The sequence below is a fragment of the Psychrobacter sp. 4Dc genome, assembly GCF_002836715.1.
Taxonomy (GTDB): domain Bacteria; phylum Pseudomonadota; class Gammaproteobacteria; order Pseudomonadales; family Moraxellaceae; genus Psychrobacter.
This window is the reverse complement of the sequence record NZ_PJAT01000099.1, coordinates 1-18155: the sequence shown is the minus strand read 5'-3', so window position 1 is coordinate 18155 and position 18155 is coordinate 1. Positions and strand designations below refer to the sequence as shown.

The following is an 18155-nucleotide window of genomic DNA, read 5'->3' as shown; positions in this document are numbered from 1 at the left end:
TCCCCCACTTGAGCTTGGCGAAAGTGGGGGGAGTATGTCAAAAGAAATGCTCAACAAGCAGTTCACGGCAATCAAAGGTGGTTACTGGATAGCGGTTTATCTAGGTAAGTGATTAGCTAGCATCAGCATCTGCTTAAAATGAACAATACGTTACAACTCTAAAAATGCAGCTTTATCTTTAAACATACATTCTTCATAGACAGGACAGGCGCCGCATTTGGGTGTGCGAGCCTGACAGGTATAGCGGCCATGTAAGATAAGATAATGATGGGCGTCTACGATGAATTCTTCTGGGATGCGCTCGACCAACTTTTTTTCGACAATGAGTACGGTTTTGCCAGTGGCAAGCCCAGTACGATTGCCCACACGGAAGATATGCGTGTCAACGGCCATGGTCGGCTGGCCAAAGGCCGTATTTAGCACAACGTTAGCAGTTTTACGACCGACACCTGCCAGTGATTCTAAGTCTTTGCGGTTATCAGGAACAGTGCTATCAAATTTCTCAATCAAATCATGGCAGGTTTTGATGACGTTTTTTGCTTTGGCATTATATAAACCAATGTTTTTGATATAGGATTTGAGACCGTCTTCGCCTAGTGCCAGTATTGCCTCAGGTGTATTGGCCACAGGGTACAATTGCTTGGTAGCAATATTGACACTGACATCAGTCGCTTGTGCGGACAGAATTACCGCGATAAGTAACTCAAAATTACTGTCATAATTAAGCTCAGTGACAGGCTCATCAATAGTCGCTGCCAGCTTTTCAAAGAATGGACGCACGTCACGACTGGGCATTCGTCTAGAGGGCGGCGTGTCAGCTGTTTTATGTTTGACCGTTTTACTCATGGCATTTTGACTATTATGTTAATGAATGATGGTGCCAAATTATATGCTAGCGCTAGCATTCATGTTAATGATTAAAGTATCAATTTATTAACGCATTAATTGCTTAATCAGCTATTACCGTTATAGCGCTACTTGCAAGGATTCAAGCTCGGCTTGCAAGGATTCAAGCTCTGCTTGTTTCTTATCGTTTGCACGCACACTCAGTTGTTTTTCTAGTTTTTTGATTTTGGTACGGAGCTTGGCAGCCGCAATGGTATTTTTCGCTTGCGACTCACTGATGTTTAGAGACTGACTTGCTGCATTATTGAGCTTGGCCTCTACCATGCTAACGACAGGTCTACTATTGCTCGTATCGGCAAGCTGTTCTGTGACACGTTTCAAATGGGTGTGGTAGCGTTGTCTCAAATCTTCTTGCTCTGCTATTCGCTCAGGCTCAGATATTTCTCGCTCAACCGTGACTAAGTCAATGCAATCAACAGGGCAGGGCGCGATACATAGCTCGCAGCCAGTGCACAAATCTGTAAAAATCGTATGCATATGCTTACCAGTACCAACGATAGCATCGACTGGACAAGCAGGGATGCATTTGGTGCAGCCGATACAGTCATCTTCACGGATAACCGCACGAACCTCGGTCGGACGTTCGGAAGTGGCATCTATTGGCCACTGTGAAGGCACTGCCGTCAGCGTAGTGTCAGGAGTGTCTATATCGAGAGTCTGAGCAATCGCGTCCGCGACTGGCTGACCACCGGGCACACATTTATTATACGGCTCGCCATCTAATACAATTGCAGCGGCATATGGTAGGCAACCATCTGGATGCTCACATAGTCCACATTGCGTCTGTGGCAAACAAGCATCCACACGTGCAATTTTTGCCTGTATGTCAGCGGGCAAGGTATCAATGTGTAATGCATCGAATAAGATAGGTAGATTGACTAAGCGTATATTGGTGCTACTTTGCATTTAATTAAGGACCTTAATACCAGTCGTAAGAATTGGCATTAGTATAAGTAGAGATAAAGTGTTGAGAAAGCGGTCTTTGTAAAACAGTATCTATAAGAGCACTGGCTCTGTCAGCATTTTACTACTCATGTTAGCGTGTTACTTATTAAAAAATAAGATTTAAAGTAAAACGCTTATCACAGGAGCAGCGATTTTAAAGAGATGAGATTGAAAATACAATACTATAGCGTAATGTGGTGTTTATAGATAAGGACTGATTATAAATCTACATTTTGTTCTTTAGCCACTTGGTCAATCAAATCGCGAGCGATACTACCCTTTGGCGGAATTCTGGGCAGGTTTGAGAGATCAAAGAAGTCAGCATGTGCTAGCTCATCTTCTTGCAAGATAATATTGCCATTGGCATACGAAGCACGAAAACCAAGCATTAAGTTAGAGGGAAATGGCCATGGCTGACTGCTCACATAGCGGATATCTGTTACGCTGATATTGACCTCTTCTGCGACTTCACGTACTACAGCATGCTCCAGACTCTCTCCAACTTCTACAAACCCTGCGATCAAACCATACATTGGCGGTAGGTTTTGCTGTCCATGACGATGATGGTGAGCCAATAAGATTTGCATCTCACCCGTTACTGGATTTGGCCGAGTAATAGCAGTAATGACGCACGGTTGTACGCGAGGGTATTGGCGCAATCGACATACTGGACAAACCATGGCACGCTCGCCTTGGTCAGCATGTACAGTAGGGCTAGCACAGCGACTACAAAACTGTGTATCTGCTTGCCAGCTTAATAGTTGTATTGCTTGGCTAATCTGATCTGACAAGGCGACTGGCAAATGAGTCATCAGTTTTCGATAAGGAACAAAAGTGTTACCACTACTTTCAGCAATAATTGGTAGCGTCACGTTATGAGCAACTGCATAGTCATAAGTCATGGCGCTCGTCGCTTGGGCAGTAAAGCTATGAGCTATATTGGCATCAACCGTATCATCTGCATGGTTGCCAGTGCTATTGCTATCGTTTGATAACCAATGATTTGGTGCTAGGCTCTCGTGTAGCGTTACGTGACCAACCTGATAAGCTTGCTCATTTGAGTCATTACTATCAGACGATAGCTGAACCTGTAAAGGCCACCAACCATCTGGCATTTGACGGCATAAGATACTGTCATCACTTAATATAAAAGCATGGGCCATATAAAATTCCAAACATTATAAAGTAAGTCCGCATCGATGTAGACACAGACTGTTTTAGAGTAAAATATCATCAATTCTATGTAAACCAGATACCCATATATGTTGTCAGGCTGGTTCAGCCTCATGACCAGGCTAGTTCAACCTAATGACTGTAGCGCTTTCACGTGCCTGACTCGTACCTACATTATCTTGAATTATTTATACGTAAATGAGATGTCATGGCTAAGAGATAATAACCATGCCATGACAATAAGAAAAGTTAAGCAGCAAGTAGGTGGCTTAAGCTTTGCTGCCCCACATCAAGCGCTTGTTTGCTGACAGGGCGATTATTCTCAAAACCATCTAAGTGATGATCGACCGCCATGATAACATCAGCGATGCAGGCTAACGTACTGTCTTCGATACGTCGTCCGCCTTCGATACGCTTTTCAATGTAGTTGGCTAGCTGACTCAGCATGCTGGCAGGTGTGGGCAGTTGTAAGAAGCGTACTGCGCCTGCTACTTGACGCATCATCCCAGGAATATTTTGGATATTGAGCATATCGCGCTCAGGCTCCGCCAAATAATCATTGATGGCTTGCTCGGCACTAGCAATAGCAGTTCGGCTTTCTTGTATCAAGGTATCATTAGCCGTATTAAGCTGATGCAATGAGATATGCGGGTTATTCAATGGCAGATAGATTGCCCCTGGTGTATGCATCTCTGCCATGGCAATGGCGGCGTTCTCTGCATGCATTAACGCTAGTAGCAAATGATCGAAATCTTCAGGAGAAGGTGCTTGCCAATGGCTCACAGCTTCTGCTGCTTCGCTAAGACTATTGGCTGCGTTGGACAGACCTAATAAACGTAATGCTGAACTAAGCTCAGTCAGCTCTTCGATAATTTGCGCGGTCTGCATATCAATAGGGTTGATTGAATCGCCACGTGCATAACTATCGACGTGTTCTTTAATATTATTGATCTGATTTTGAATAATTGTGTTTAACGTATCGGTAAGTTCGCGGTTAGGACCGAATAAAAAGCGTTTCATTTGTTCTAGCTGAGCACCTTCTAAATGGTTACTGGCATACTGTTCACGTAGTTGATGCGCTTGCTCGTTATCACGTTGACAGGCAAAGCTCACTAAATCTGCAAAGCGAGTATCCATGACTGGTAAATAGCTTTGAAATTGCTGCTCTAAATAGATAAGTGTGTGTTTTTGACTCAAGTTTAATGGTAATACTGCTGCGATATCAGTCACAGCAGCAGTCGCCGCTTGCCAAAATAAGCTATCAGTATTTGAGGCAATTAATGCACAAGCTGCACTCATAGCATCCAGCTTTTGCTGATCTGCTGAGTCAATTTTGCCATCTTGATTGAGTAGTGCAATGCTAAGGCCACTACGATACGCGTTGGTCAGCAGCTCTGTGTCTAGATTAAGCGTGCTTAGAGATTCAAAGTTTTGTTCAGGGTTGGCGATGATGACACTACTGCTACCAAATGCAGAGAAATAGTCTGCCGTAATAGGAGCTTCTTGACTATGCGCATTAAGCTTGTTGATTACAGGTATCAGTAGAGTAGGCTCTACCGATTCAGTCAAGAGGACAAACTCAACATAACGATCCAAGGTCATGATGGCTTCTGATAGATCCATGATCAAATCAGTATCGTTATTATCACCATTGTCATAAAGTCTCTGTAAACCACCAACAATGGCATCATTCAATGCTTCTGCACCGACCAAAGAAATGAGTTTAAAAATACAAGACAGCTGCTTTAATACTTCGATAGAATCTGACAACAAAGGTGCCTGACTACTATCATCGTTGAACTCGCCTAGATGAATTTCAGTATCTTTAAGCGTTGCTATAACCTCATCATGCAGTAAATGGAGTGATGGCAGGTTAAAATCAGTAACACTAAGCGTTGGGGCGGTTAGCTTCATTTGCGCAGACTGGTCCATAAGTATTTTTCCATAATGTACTGATGAGAATAGCAATAGTGTAAAGTTGATTTAGAAAGTATTGGCTAGTGATGTTTTAACGCTTTCTATCATAATAATCAAGACTAAATTATACAAATGTCGGTTAAATAAAATTCGAACGACAATTACATGCTAGCTTTTAGGGCAGGATAATCTTCTGCCAAAGCGGCATACCAGCTTTGTTCAGCAGTTTCATCCGACGTTGAAGCCAGTAATAAATTTGCTAAATTGGCGAAACTTGCATGAGCGGTTTGTCCGCCATCGGTATCTGTATCCTCTTCAATGGCTAGCGTGACCTGTCCACCAGTCATCGCCAAATAAACTTCAGCTAAAATCTCTGAGTCAAGTAATGCCCCGTGAAAAGTACGGTCTTGCTTACCAACATCTAGGCGACGAACGAGGGCATCTAGCGTGTTTTTTTGCCCAGGGTATTGCTGCTTGGCCATCGCCAGTGAATCGGTTACCTGCACTCGATTGGCAAAGTCATTCAGACCAACTTTTGCAAACTCCATATTTAAGAAGTTCATATCAAAAGTAGCGTTATGAGCGATAATTTCCGCGCCATCCATAAAGTCGTACAAAGACTGAGCCACTTGATCAAAGGTCGGCTTGTCGGTCAAAAATGCTTCAGAGATACCATGAATACGAATGACTTCATCATCCATACCGCGCTGCGGATTGATATAAACGTGCAGCTTTTCACCAGTAAACTTACGTCCGACCAGCTCCACAATACCGACCTCGATAATACGGTCGCCTTTTAGCGCATCAAGCCCTGTAGTTTCTGTATCCATGATAAGCTGACGATCTGCTTCATGGCGGTGTATCGGCTTTGGTAATAGCGGTTTAAAATGTGGGTTGGCACGGCTAGTATCCCCATCGAACTTAGGTGCGTCAGATTCTACACTTGGCAACATATCATTGTCGACGGTATCATCTAGGTGCGTTTGAATATCTGGCATAGCTTTGGTACTCGTCGGGTTGTATGTATTGTCTTGATATCTGTTAGATTCTACAGCAATGTCTTCATTTGTTTGAAGGTTGTCAGATGATTTCTGATTATCTTCTCTTAGCGGTTCAGGTTCTAAGAGATCTTCATCAAACTTATCGTCCATCATATCTAGACCCAATGGATCAAAACTTAGCCAATCAGCGCTAGATGATTTTTGCAAGGTGTTAGTGTTAGTGTTAGTGTTAGTGTTAGTGTTAGTGTTAGTGTTAGTGTTAGTGTTAGTGTTAGTGTTAGTGTCAGTCGCTATTGGGTCTTTTTTTTTAGCCGTATCTGCTTCACTGACTATAGCTGAATGGCCGCTGTTTGAGGTGACACCTAAGTTTGCCAGCTCATCTGCTTTTTCGTTACCAGCATGTCCAGCGTGACCCTTGACCCAATGCCAGCTAACATCACGTTGTTGGCAGAGCTTATCCAATTGTTGCCATAGGTCTTGATTGGCGACTGGCTTTTTACTGGCAGTTTTCCAACCCTTTTTCTTCCAACCCTCAATCCATTCAGTGATGCCTTTTTTGACATAACTGGAGTCAGTCCAAATCTCAAGAGTATGCTCATGCGGGCTATGGGTCAGGGCTTGTATCGCACCCATTAGCTCCATACGGTTATTGGTGGTTTTTTTGTCACCGCCGTACAAATCTTGCGAGCTGCCATCACTAAATATCAGGTGTGCGCCCCAGCCGCCAGCGCCAGGATTGCCTTTGCAAGCACCATCGGTATAGGCCACAGTGGTATTTGTTTTAGCCGCCAATGGATCAATCGCGTTGTCTTTATGAGTGTTTGGCATTGAATTACGGTTGTCTGACATAAAAGAGTATGGACCTGATAAGTGGTAAGCATAGGGTAGTACTAGAGCATCTCGTTTACGCTATTCGAACGATGATGATGACGTTGTGAGTATAGCAAATCTATCATAAATATGGGCAGTCGTGACGCACAAAGTCAGAAAACCCTTACGGTAACTTATAACATAATAGTAACGTCCTGGTTTTCTGTTAAAATAGCGAAGCTCGCTGAAAGGCTCTAGTTTTTAGTTACAGAGCTGCCTTTGCTACAAAGATGCCTAAGTGCATTTTTCTTATACAGCTATCTAGGGCGTGTCATCAATTAGCACATTGATGCAATTTATGGCCTTAAAATGGCTAAATTTTCGCTAAACTGTGTCAAAGTTCTTGTCAATATGTTTATATTCACTGCGAATTTTTCCTTGGTTAGCATCAATTTATCTTATTTTAATGCTCATAATCTAATTGGTGACACGCCCTAGTGACATTTTGATAATAGTACACTTAATAAAAGTTTTTAATGCATGATTGCAGGATAACCCCATTATGTCCTTACGCTCGAATTTATTTAATAAGAGACTGACGTATTTGATGCTCAGTGTGACTGCTAGCAGCGCGATTTTTCTGAGTGCTTGTAACGATACTAACCCTCAAGCAGATACCGAAGTTGCAGCAGATCTGTCTGTCTTTGAGGGTTGTTATACGGTGAGTCAAGATGAGCCTGCTCAGATAAAAGTCAGCCAGCAAAATGACACTTGGGTGATGCAGATGAAAGAACCTGTCACTGCTAAGCGCGTCTGGGATACTCCAGAGCCGTTAGAAGTGATAGAGAATAGTGACATACCGCAGTTTTTCTCTATTGATCCAGACAATGTCGATGCGGTTATTGGTCGTCCTGATCGAGTGCTTGTACTGGCTCATGTTAAACCAGCCTATGCAAATATTGATCCGCTCTTAGACAGTGAGTATTTGTCGTATATCTACCGAGGTGCCAACACGATCTACCGCGTGGAGTGCGATGAGGTGAATACCGATATTTTAGCCAATCCACATGCCAATCTTGTTATCGATAATGTTGATGATAGTATTTAAATAAGCGTTAACGATAGTACTTGGATAAGTATCGACTATAAATATTATTGTTGGTCGATGATATTTGCATAGACAGTATTTTGTTATAAACAGTCATACCATTAGAGTTAAGCGATATGAATTTTTTCAGTTACGTAGTGTTAGGTGGGTTCTCTTATGCAGCTGGTTGGGCGGTAAGGACGTATGTATTAGACAAACAACCGACGCCTGAGCAGCCTTATAATTTAAAACACCCTGCGATTTTGGCATATTTGGGTGCATTTCTTATTATCATGTTGATCGTCTCTTGGCTGCTTGGTCGCTATGCACTTGGTCATGCTACGATTGATCTACCTTTCATTATTGTCAATAGCCTCGTTGCAACATTCGTCTACTCGTTTGGTCTTAATCCAGAAAAAGCTAATTATGAAGTGCCTGATTAAAATACAGTATTGAATGAATTGTGAATAACAAAAGCCACGACCGAAATATTAATTCGCGGTCGTGGCTTTTTTAATACTGTGATTATGAATCACTTTTTTTAATAGCTGAAAGTATTAATCTTCACGAGGCTTTCTTCAGATTAGTACCAGTCTCGTCGCTGTCTTTCTCATCAGTACTAGTCTTGTCGTTATCAGTCTTATCCGTATCATTGTTAGATTCTAACTTATCCTTAGTAGCTGATTGTTCCTGCTTCCATTCTTTGTATTTTTGCAGATCTTTTCTGGCCTGCTTCAAACAAAATTTAAGTACTAGCGCATCATCGATATGACCGATAAACGGAATAGAATCAGGAATAAGGTCAATTGGATTTAGCACATAGAGCGCACCAATAACGCCAGCTGAGATTGTCTTAAAAGGAATCTTACGGTAGTCACCTTTATAATAGTCTTTGACAAGACTCATAAATAGCATTAAATCATCACTAAACGGCTCAAGGTAGCCGCTATCTTCTAACTTTTCTTTCAGCTTGTCTTCTTTGCCTAGCAAGTATTCTAAATTAGAGTCAAGTGACTTGTTTTTATCGGTTTTTTTATTAAACATAATTATTACCTTTTGTTTTTTGCGATGAATTTGTATTTACAGTAACAAATCTAATTGACCTATATTGTGTGTCTCAGTAGCGAAAAAGTAAATATCGGTAAAGATTAGGCAACCATCAGCATCAGAAAAGCGTCTACAATATGCTGCCACAATGTCTAAAAACACAAGTCATAAAAATAAAAGCGATAAGGTAGCAGTAAGATATGGGGATTAAGCGTCAGGCATGGACAGATGATAAAAATAGTCGTGCAACTGAAACAACATCTGAGCTAAACCGTCGGCAGTTTCTACGTCGAATCGGTGTGAGTGCAGGCACAGCGGTATTAGCGAGCCAAGGTATTTCTCAAGCGTTTGCAGCCAGTCCTATCGACCCTAATAATAGTCCGCAGCTCACCAAGGATGATCTGCCATCTGCGCTGATGGATGATAGCTCATCATCACAAACGTCACAGGAGTTATTGACGCAGACAGGTTGTATCACGCCTACGATTGAGACGCGACTTTTTGCCAGCTCCAATGTCGGTGGTAGTGATGAGCGTAATCAGTTGGCATTAGATCGTGTGGCTTGTGCTGGGTTTAAAGTAGAGAATCCTGCTATTACCAATCGTCAGTACTTACGCTTTGCCGGAACGGACTCACAGCGTGCTAGCGATTTTCAAAACCTTGCCACTGGGGCAATAGCCGCGCCAAAGCTGCTGCTAGGTGTGCGCGGTGGTTACGGTGCCATGCGCATATTGCCTATGGTGGACTGGGCGACGCTAGGACGCATTATGAAGGAGCGCGGCACGATACTCGCAGGCTTTAGCGATGTGACAGCTATTCAGTGTGCGCTATGGGCAAAAGGGTCAATGAGCTCGCTTGCCGCACCGATGCTCTATAGCGAGTTTGGTAAAACTGCGCCCGATAAGGTCAGCTGTCAGCAGTTTGTTGAAGCACTGACCAATCCCAATCTAACTATCAGCATACAAGACGCTACCTTAACCAGTCAGCAGCTACCTGCCATACTGACAAAGGGTGAGCCAAAACTGTTAACTGGTACGATTTGGGGTGGCAACCTAAGTGTCGTATCGGCGCTGGCAGGTAGTGAGTATTTACCACGTATCAATGGCGGCATTGTGTTTTTAGAAGATGTAGGCGAGCAGGCGTATCGTATTGAGCGCATGTTATATGACTTATATCTCGCAGGCGTCTTTAAAAATCAGCAAGCGATTGTATTTGGGGCATTGTCTGGTACGGGCGAGGACAGTTATGACAAACGTTATGATGTCGCCACAGTCATTCGCCAATTACATGAATTGACAGGATTGCCGATATATAGTGGCATGCCTTTTGGTCATATCGGCAAAAAATACAGCTTTCCGCTGGGAGCGACTTGCCAGCTGAGTCCTAATGTAAATGGCGGCTATCAGTTGGCATTTACCGATTATCCAACCATCAAGGCTGATGCTATCCAAGTAGAAGGCTTGTGGCAGACTGCTTAAACGCTAAGCACCGTCCTTTTTAAATGGCCAACCGCGAAAACTTATCTTGATACTCTTTTGGTGTCAGTTCAGTCGCACGTTTAAATAGACGCGTAAATGAAGAGATATCATCATAACCTACTTGATCGGCAAGCGATTTTATCGATACATCGCCTAATTCAAGCAAGCGTTTGGCTTGTTCAATTCTGACAGCCTGAATATACTCAATCGGTCGCATTGCCACGCAGGACTGGAAGCGCCTGTTTAAAGTGCGCGGGGTAATATTTACCATAGCGGCTAAACTACTGACCTGCAAAGAATGTTGAAAGTTCTCTTCGATATATTCTTGTACTTGTTTAATCAAATGATCGGAATGTGGCTTGTGTAAGGTCACATTGGTATAGCTATTTTGACTACCTCTTTTGCTATCAATAATTTGGGTTTTTGCCACTTGTGTAGAGATCTCACGTCCGCAGTAACGCTCAATCAATAATAGCCCCAAATCATAAAAGGCGCTGCCACCAGCTGCACAAAATATATTGCCTGACTGGTTTGTTGAGTCGCTTCTTGAATGGGTCACAAACTGATTTTCTTGTAAGTCCACCAATGGAAAATCTGCCTTAAACTTATTGGCATAGCCCCAGTGCGTGGTGGCTATCTTATGATCCAATAATCCTGCCTTTGCCAAAAAAAATGCACCGCTACAATTGCTTGCTATATCGGCCTTGGTATTTGCAAGCCGTACTAAATGTGGCAGCAGCTCACTATTTTGCTTCAATACCTTATCAATAGAATCGCCGATGGTGGGCACAAGCAATAAATCACATTCTGTCACGTCTCGGATATCACAGTGGGCTTGCATGATTAACCGATTGCTGCACCTAATATCGCCGCCACCCAAGCTTGCGATTTGCACATTAAACCGTGGCTCTACAGATTCATTTGAAAAGCGCTGCCAGCTGACCCCCGTGAATGAAAACAAGTCCAGTGCGCCAGATAGTACACTACCGAGCACACCATCGAAGCCAAGAATAATCATTTTAAAAGGTTTGAAATAGGGCATAAGTCACACGTTTCCTTTGCTGTACTGACCAAAATAGCCATTATTTGGTTGATTTTAACCAGTTAGATACTCTGTTTATGTCTTATTTGACCATAATTATGTCATAAATGACAATACGGACAGGTATCAAATTAGACTAATATCAATTGATAACCACATTTAATCAGTTAACGAGAATACTATGGCCGCAGATACCCTCCTAAACGATTTTGAATTACCTTTCCAATTGTATGATGTACTAGGCACAGAATCACTCACCGAGCATGCAAAGTTCTCCGAACATAGCCGCGAGACATTTGATGCTGTATTAGAGACGGCAAATAAGATTGCGACAGATTTATTTTTACCGCACAACCATATTGCGGATAAGAACGAGCCTCAGTTCGATGGTAAGAAAGTCAGCATGATAAACGATGTAAAGGTGGCTTTTGATGCGTTCCGCGAGTCTGGCTTTATCGCCGGTCGTTATAGCTTTGAAGATGGCGGCATGCAGTTACCTGAGACAGTGATGACAGCTGTGGCAGGTTACTTTATGGCAGCCAATCCATCAACGACTGCCTATCCATTTCTGACCACTGCGGCAATCAACGTCATCTCGCATTTTGCTAGTGATGATATCAAAGCAGCCTTTATGCCGCGTATGCTGACAGGTGAATTCACCGGCACCATGGCATTGACTGAGCCGCATGCAGGTTCGTCGCTTGCCGATATCAAAACCATCGCTGTAAAACAGGATGATGGCTCGTACCGCGTCAAAGGCAGCAAGATTTATATCTCAGCAGGTGATCATGAGTTGTCTGATAATATCGTGCATTTGGTATTGGCCAAAGTGCCAGGTGGTCCAGGCGGCGTCAAAGGTATCTCTTTATTTGCCGTGCCTAAATATCGCTTGAACGATGACTTGTCTGTTGGCGAGCGTAACGATGTACATTTGACTGGACTGATTCATAAACTTGGTTATAGAGGTGCGACTTCTACGGCATTGAGCTTCGGTGACGAAGGCGATTGTCATGGTTATTTAATCGGCGAAGAGCATTTTGGCTTGCGCTATATGTTCAAGATGATGAATGAGGCACGTATCGCTGTCGGTTTTGGCGCTTCTATGATTGGTTATCGCGGCTATCAGTACTCGCTAGATTATGCCAAAGACCGTACACAAGGTCGCATTGCGCCAAACAATAAGCCTGAAGATGATGCAACGGCCATTATTCAGCATGGTGACGTAAAGCGCATGCTATTGGCACAAAAAGCTTACTCTGAAGGCGGCATCTCATTGTGCTTATATGGCTCAAACCTAATTGACCGTATCAATACTTGTGAAGACGAAACGCTAAAAAATGAGCTAACAGAGTTGTTGGATTTGCTAACGCCAGTGCTAAAAGCATGGCCATCTGAATATGGCCCAAAAGCCAATGATTTGGGTATTCAAGTATTGGGCGGTGCAGGCTACACGCGTGAATATCAAGCTGAGCAATTTTGGCGTGACAATCGTCTAAATCCTATTCATGAAGGCACAAACGGTGTGCAGGCGCTAGATTTGTCATTCCGCAAGTTATGGCAAAAAGGTGGGTTAGGCATCCAAATCCTAAAACGTGAAATCACAAAAGATTTAGAAAGCATCACTACGCCTGAAAGCGCGCAACTTGCAGGCAAGCTGATGCCTTATATGGGTCAGTTGCATGAAGTGCTCGTGCATTTGGGCAAAGTGTTGCAGACAGAAGAAGCACTGACATTGACTGGTAATGCTCAAGCACTGATGAATATTTTTGCCTCAATTGTACTGAGCTGGATTTGGATTCGCCAAGCCAGTAAAGCTGAGCAGCTACTAAGTACGACGCAAGATGTCGAGCAGCAGAACTTTTATAAAGGCAAGATACAAGCGGCCAAATACTTCATCGATTGGGAACTACCATTAGTTAAACGCGACATCGAATTATTAACCAACACCAACTCGGTTTGCACTGATATGCAAACGGACTGGTTCTAAGGACAACTCTAAGGAAAGAGACATGACAATGATAAACAAACAATGGCGCCTAAAAGCAAGACCAGTAGGCGAGCCAAGCGCTGAAACTTGGGACTATACCGAGACAGAAATACCAACGATTACCGATGGTCAGCTACTGATTAAGGTTGAATACATCTCTATCGATCCGGCGATGCGTGGTTGGTTGAACGATGCCAAATCTTATATCGCGCCAGTACAAATTGGTGAAGTCATGCGCGCCGGTACTGTGGGTGAAGTGATTGAAAGTAAGCATGAGAAATTTGCTGTTGGTGACTATGTCGCAGGTCACGATGGCGTGCAGTCATACGCGGTCAGTGATGGCACAGGTCTGCATAAAGTTGATCCAAGTCTAGCGCCGCTGTCTTACTACTTGGGTGTACTAGGTATGCCGGGTATGACAGGGTATTTTGGTCTCCTAAAAACGGGTCAGCCAAAAGCAGGCGAAACGGTAGTGGTATCAGGAGCTGCTGGTGCAGTTGGTAGCTTGGTTGGTCAGATTGCCAAAATTAAAGGCTGCCGTGTCGTTGGTATCGCGGGCGGCGCTGAGAAATGCAAATTCTTAGTCGATGAACTTGGTTTTGATGCGACGATTGATTACAAAAACGAAGATGTGAAAAAAGCACTAAAGAAAACCTGTCCAGACGGCGTCGATGTGTACTTTGACAACGTAGGCGGTGATATCTTAAATGACGTGCTTACTCAGATTAATCTGCATGCGCGTATCGTTATTTGCGGAGCTATCAGTCAATATAACAACACCACAGCAGTAAAAGGCCCATCGAACTATCTATCATTATTGGTCAATCGTGCTCGCATGGAAGGCATCGTGGTGTTCGATAATATCAAAGAATATCCAATCGCAATGAAAGATATCGCTGGCTGGATTCAGTCAGGTGATATGAAAGTGAAAGACCATATCGTTGAGGGTATCGAGACATTCCCTGATACTCTAATGATGCTCTTTAACGGTGAAAATTTCGGCAAACTAGTACTTAAGGTAGAGGGATAGATCATGACACTGAATACAAATGGAATTGCATCAGATGTAGCTGGCAAACGAATTTTGATCACGGGCGGTGCATCAGGCATCGGTGCAGCCAGTGCGTTGTTGCTGGCCAGCCGCGGCGCAAAAGTTGTCATTGGTGATATGGCAGAGGAAATGGGCGAAGCGGTTGCCAAACAAGGTCAAGATGCTGGTAACAGTATCGTCTTTAAAAAAGTAGACGTGACCAGTGGTGATGAAGTACGTGCGTTGTTTGACTTTGCAGTAGAAACGCTTGGTGGCCTAGATGTTGTGGTAAACAACGCTGGTATCGACCACAAGCCTTCACCAATGCATGAGCTAAGTGATGATGATTTTGATCGCAATATCGCAGTGAATTTAAAAGGTGTTTGGCACTGTATGCGTGCCGCGGTCAATTGTATGATCCCTAATGGCGGTGGTCATGTGATCAACGTCGCCTCTATTGCTGGTCTACGCTCAGCGCCTATGATTTCAGCTTATAGTGCTGCTAAACATGGGGTTATGGGCCTGACCAAATCTGCTGCCCATGAGTATGCTCGCGCCAACATTCGTTTCAACGCTGTATGCCCAAGCTTCATTGATACGCCAATGGTTCGCAATACTATGGCAACGATGGATGAGCGTACGCAGCAAGCGACGATTAAGGCCAGTCCACTGCGCCGCCTAGGAAACGTCAGTGAAATCTCTAGTGCGATTGCGTGGCTTGCCAGCGATGAAAGCAGCTTTATGAATGGTCATGCCTTCACCTTAGATGGTGGTATGCTAGCGTAACCGTGATCGTTGAGCGCTCTTTGTTCAGTTCATTAGTGCTCGATAATCGCCGTTAGTTATGACAGCGATTATCTGCGTTTAGTTATCTGATTTTAGATATACGTTTTAGATACATGAATTCAGTGCTCAAGAATTATCGAAAATATAAAGTTTATAAAAATATAAGGAACAACGATGAAAGATTTATTTGATTTAACCGGTAAGGTTGCTTTAGTAACTGGCGCGAGCCGTGGTATTGGTGAGTCTATTGCCCGTCTATTGGCATCAAGAGGCGCACATGTGATTGTCTCTAGCCGCAAAATTGATGCTTGCCAAGCAGTTGCAGATAGCATTAAAGCTGACGGTCATAAGGCCAGTGCTTTTGCATGTCATGTGGGAGATATGGAGCAAATTGACGCAATTTTTGAGCATATCAAAAGTGAATTTGGTCAAATTGATATCTTAGTTAATAACGCTGCAGCCAACCCTTACTATGGTCATATCTTAGATACAGATTTAGCCGCTTTTGATAAGACTGTTGAAGTTAATATCCGTGGTTACTTCTTTATGTCGACGGCCGCTGGCAAAATGATGAAAGATCAGGGTGGCGGCGTCATCTTGAATACCGCATCGGTCAACGGCTTAGTAGCAGGCGATAAGCAAGGTATCTACTCAATTACCAAAGCGGCAGTCATTAGCATGACCAAAGCCTTTGCTAAAGAATGTGGCCCACTTAACATCCGTGTTAATGCGCTATTGCCAGGTTTGACGGATACTAAGTTTGCCTCCGCATTGACGACAAATGATAAAGTCTTAAAAATGGCACTACACTCGATTCCGCTAGGACGTGTGGCTGAGCCTGATGAAATGGCTGGTACGGTGTTATATCTAGTGTCGGATGCCTCAAGCTATACCACAGGCGCAACAATCGTTGTCGATGGTGGTATGCTGGCTTAATTAGATAATCTATAAGACATAGGTTAGATAAGAAAGTAATTGTTTAAAACTGCATTAGACTCAAGAACCGCATGAGATGAATTTTCATGCGGTTTTTTGATTTGATTTTCGATTGAATATCTAAGTAGCCTTGGTTTTATGCTATAGAATGGCGAATCTTGAATGAGGAACAGCTGTATAGTGGCATAATAAATATGCTAATAGCTACTTGGACAATATAGGAATTAAGCATGGATTCAGTTATCAAAAATAAAATAAAAACGATTTCTCAAAATAAAACATGGCTGTTTGTGCCAGCGACTCGTATCGATAGAGTAGCGAAAGCCTTTGCTAGTGGTGCAGATGCGGTTATTGTCGATTTAGAAGATGCAGTGGCTTTAGAAAGTAAGGCAGCTGCCCGCGAAGCATTGCAGCAATATCACGACAGTGCAGGTTATCAGCCGATTTGGGTGCGTATTAATAAGGCAGGTAGCAAAGAGTTCTTTAAAGACATCGTGCTCTGTCAGAAAACGCCACATTTAGCGGGAGTATTATTGGCCAAAGCTGAGCAAGCAGAAGATATTAATAGCGTGCATCAGCTTACCAATTTACCTGTGATTGCATTGATTGAGAGTGCGATAGGATTGTATCAAATCGATAGTATGGCAAAAGCAGTCGGCTTGGCCGCGTTTAGTTATGGATTTTTAGATCTGTGCAATGATTTGTACGTGCAAGTAGGAACGCCTGCCGCAGATATCATCGCCAATCAAATCCGCTATCAACTCATCCTGACGTCAAAAGTGCACCAATTATCGCCGCCTATCGATACCATTTATCCTGACTTCAACAATGAAGTTGGACTGAGCGATCGAGTACAGCTATGGTCACAAATGGGCATGTCAGGAATGCTGTGTATTCATCCCAAACAAGTGGCAGTTGTCCAACAAGCATTGCAACCAACAAATGAGACTTTGTTATTTGCACAGCGTGTGGTCGAGGAGTACGAGCGGAGCGGCCAGGCAGTATTTAAAGTAGATGGAGAGATGGTCGATGCTCCAGTGATTGAACGTTGTCGTCAACTGTTGGCAAAGTAGCAGACCAATCCATATTTAGTTAAATATAGGCAGTCGGTTCAATATAATTCAGATACTAGGGCGTGTCCTCAATTCAATCTATAGTTATCTAAATGGGTTAAAAATGGCTAAATCTTGCCAAATGGCGTCAAATAGCTGACTAATATCTCGATATTATCTGCGCTATTTTCCTTGTTTGACTGCGATTTATCTCATTTTTATCACCATTTTTAAAATGAGGACACGCCCTAGAAAGCCAAGTGAAAGTATTACAAGCAGTATACTAAGCGAGACTGACACCGTACCTAATTTATAGAGGGTTGACTATATAATGCTTTATCATGAACCATATCCATTCACATTCGATAAAAGCAAACTATGATTTTCATTAACAACAATATTAGCCTCAACGATAATGAGATAGAGATCAGCGCCATACGAGCGCAAGGCGCAGCAGTTTCGAACGCAAGAGCGCAATAAATTGACACACTCCCACCACTTTCGCGAAGCTTAAATGGGGGATTCTAAAAGCAGATGCTCTTAGGCGACTTTCTCACGAAGGTCGATTGTTTTCTGTTTCAACGGGCGACCTTTACTGCATCCTCCCTCCGCAGACAAAACGGCATGTCCTGCCGCTAATATATTACGAGCCGCATTAAAATCAGCGTTCGCAACATACCTACATTTGACGCACTCAAATTTTGACTGAGTTTGTCTGTTTTCCTTGGCAATATGTTGGCATTCAGAGCAGGTTTGGCTAGTGTATCGTGGGTTTACCTTAATCAGTAACCCACCGCGCCATTGCTGCTTGTACTCAAGCATATTGACCATCATGCCCCAGCCTTGATCTAGGATGGATTTATTTAATCCTGACTTGGCTTTGACATGACGACCTTTATTCTCCACCGTACCAATGGCTGATTTAGACATATTGGCGACTTTTAAATCTTCACAAGCA

The 18155-nt window shown here is 43.3% G+C and carries 16 protein-coding genes; 8 read left to right on the top strand and 8 right to left on the bottom strand.

The features are described 5' to 3' along the window. Window positions 1-150 precede the first annotated feature (150 nt). The 5 genes from nth to dnaQ form a co-directional block, all read right to left on the bottom strand. Window positions 151-846 (bottom strand): endonuclease III, encoded by a 696-nt coding sequence (gene nth / locus CXF61_RS08310; RefSeq protein ID WP_165597868.1) that lies wholly within the window; start codon window positions 844-846, stop codon window positions 151-153. A gap of 120 nt (window positions 847-966) precedes the next feature. Next, window positions 967-1812 carry an RnfABCDGE type electron transport complex subunit B gene (locus CXF61_RS08305; protein ID WP_165597867.1) on the bottom strand — a complete coding sequence of 282 codons (846 nt, stop codon included), beginning with the start codon at window positions 1810-1812 and terminating at the stop codon, window positions 967-969. 257 nt (window positions 1813-2069) lie between these two features. Continuing rightward, window positions 2070-3014, bottom strand: a complete 945-nt coding sequence (gene nudC, locus CXF61_RS08300) for an NAD(+) diphosphatase (protein ID WP_165597866.1) — start codon at window positions 3012-3014, stop codon at window positions 2070-2072. 259 nt (window positions 3015-3273) lie between these two features. Further along, a complete protein-coding gene (locus CXF61_RS08295) occupies window positions 3274-4956 on the bottom strand; it encodes a hypothetical protein (RefSeq protein ID WP_165597865.1) in 1683 nt (560 codons plus the stop codon). A 146-nt stretch (window positions 4957-5102) separates the two neighbouring features. Next, window positions 5103-6791 (bottom strand): DNA polymerase III subunit epsilon, encoded by a 1689-nt coding sequence (dnaQ, locus tag CXF61_RS08290; protein WP_165597864.1) that lies wholly within the window; start codon window positions 6789-6791, stop codon window positions 5103-5105. A gap of 523 nt (window positions 6792-7314) precedes the next feature. Between dnaQ and CXF61_RS08285 the strand changes: the two genes are divergently transcribed. Together CXF61_RS08285 and CXF61_RS08280 are read left to right on the top strand one after the other, a co-directional pair. Further along, window positions 7315-7860, top strand: a complete 546-nt coding sequence (locus CXF61_RS08285; RefSeq protein ID WP_227526634.1) for a hypothetical protein — start codon at window positions 7315-7317, stop codon at window positions 7858-7860. Between the two features lie 116 nt (window positions 7861-7976). Continuing rightward, a complete protein-coding gene (locus tag CXF61_RS08280) occupies window positions 7977-8282 on the top strand; it encodes a hypothetical protein (protein WP_165597863.1) in 306 nt (101 codons plus the stop codon). 121 nt (window positions 8283-8403) lie between these two features. Here the strand turns inward: CXF61_RS08280 and CXF61_RS08275 are convergent, their stop codons facing one another. Next, the gene (locus CXF61_RS08275) at window positions 8404-8883 is read right to left on the bottom strand and encodes a YkvA family protein (RefSeq protein ID WP_165597862.1); all 480 of its coding nucleotides are present in this window, start codon (window positions 8881-8883) and stop codon (window positions 8404-8406) included. A 203-nt stretch (window positions 8884-9086) separates the two neighbouring features. Here CXF61_RS08275 and CXF61_RS08270 point away from each other — a divergent pair, with 203 nt between their 5' ends. Then, window positions 9087-10364, top strand: a complete 1278-nt coding sequence (locus tag CXF61_RS08270; protein ID WP_165597861.1) for an LD-carboxypeptidase — start codon at window positions 9087-9089, stop codon at window positions 10362-10364. Window positions 10365-10383: 19 nt separating this feature from the next. Here the strand turns inward: CXF61_RS08270 and CXF61_RS08265 are convergent, their stop codons facing one another. Next, the gene (locus CXF61_RS08265) at window positions 10384-11406 is read right to left on the bottom strand and encodes a GlxA family transcriptional regulator (protein WP_165597860.1); all 1023 of its coding nucleotides are present in this window, start codon (window positions 11404-11406) and stop codon (window positions 10384-10386) included. Window positions 11407-11587: 181 nt separating this feature from the next. On the opposite strand from CXF61_RS08265, the gene CXF61_RS08260 reads away from it, so the two are divergent. From CXF61_RS08260 to CXF61_RS08240, 5 genes are all read left to right on the top strand, one after another. Continuing rightward, complete coding sequence (locus CXF61_RS08260) at window positions 11588-13393, top strand: acyl-CoA dehydrogenase family protein (RefSeq protein ID WP_165597859.1); 1806 nt, start codon at window positions 11588-11590, stop codon at window positions 13391-13393. A gap of 22 nt (window positions 13394-13415) precedes the next feature. Continuing rightward, a complete protein-coding gene (locus CXF61_RS08255; protein ID WP_264755679.1) occupies window positions 13416-14423 on the top strand; it encodes an NADP-dependent oxidoreductase in 1008 nt (335 codons plus the stop codon). A 3-nt stretch (window positions 14424-14426) separates the two neighbouring features. Next, window positions 14427-15209, top strand: a complete 783-nt coding sequence (locus tag CXF61_RS08250; protein ID WP_102078818.1) for an SDR family NAD(P)-dependent oxidoreductase — start codon at window positions 14427-14429, stop codon at window positions 15207-15209. 174 nt (window positions 15210-15383) lie between these two features. Continuing rightward, on the top strand, window positions 15384-16145 hold the full coding sequence (locus CXF61_RS08245) for an SDR family oxidoreductase (protein ID WP_102083154.1): 762 nt from the start codon (window positions 15384-15386) through the stop codon (window positions 16143-16145). Window positions 16146-16375: 230 nt separating this feature from the next. Next, window positions 16376-17218, top strand: coding sequence for an HpcH/HpaI aldolase/citrate lyase family protein (locus CXF61_RS08240; RefSeq protein WP_165597858.1), 843 nt, complete (start codon window positions 16376-16378; stop codon window positions 17216-17218). A 519-nt stretch (window positions 17219-17737) separates the two neighbouring features. Here CXF61_RS08240 and CXF61_RS08230 read toward each other — a convergent pair. Continuing rightward, window positions 17738-18155 (bottom strand): RNA-guided endonuclease InsQ/TnpB family protein (locus tag CXF61_RS08230; protein WP_165597857.1); only part of this gene is annotated, 418 nt, incomplete at its 5' end.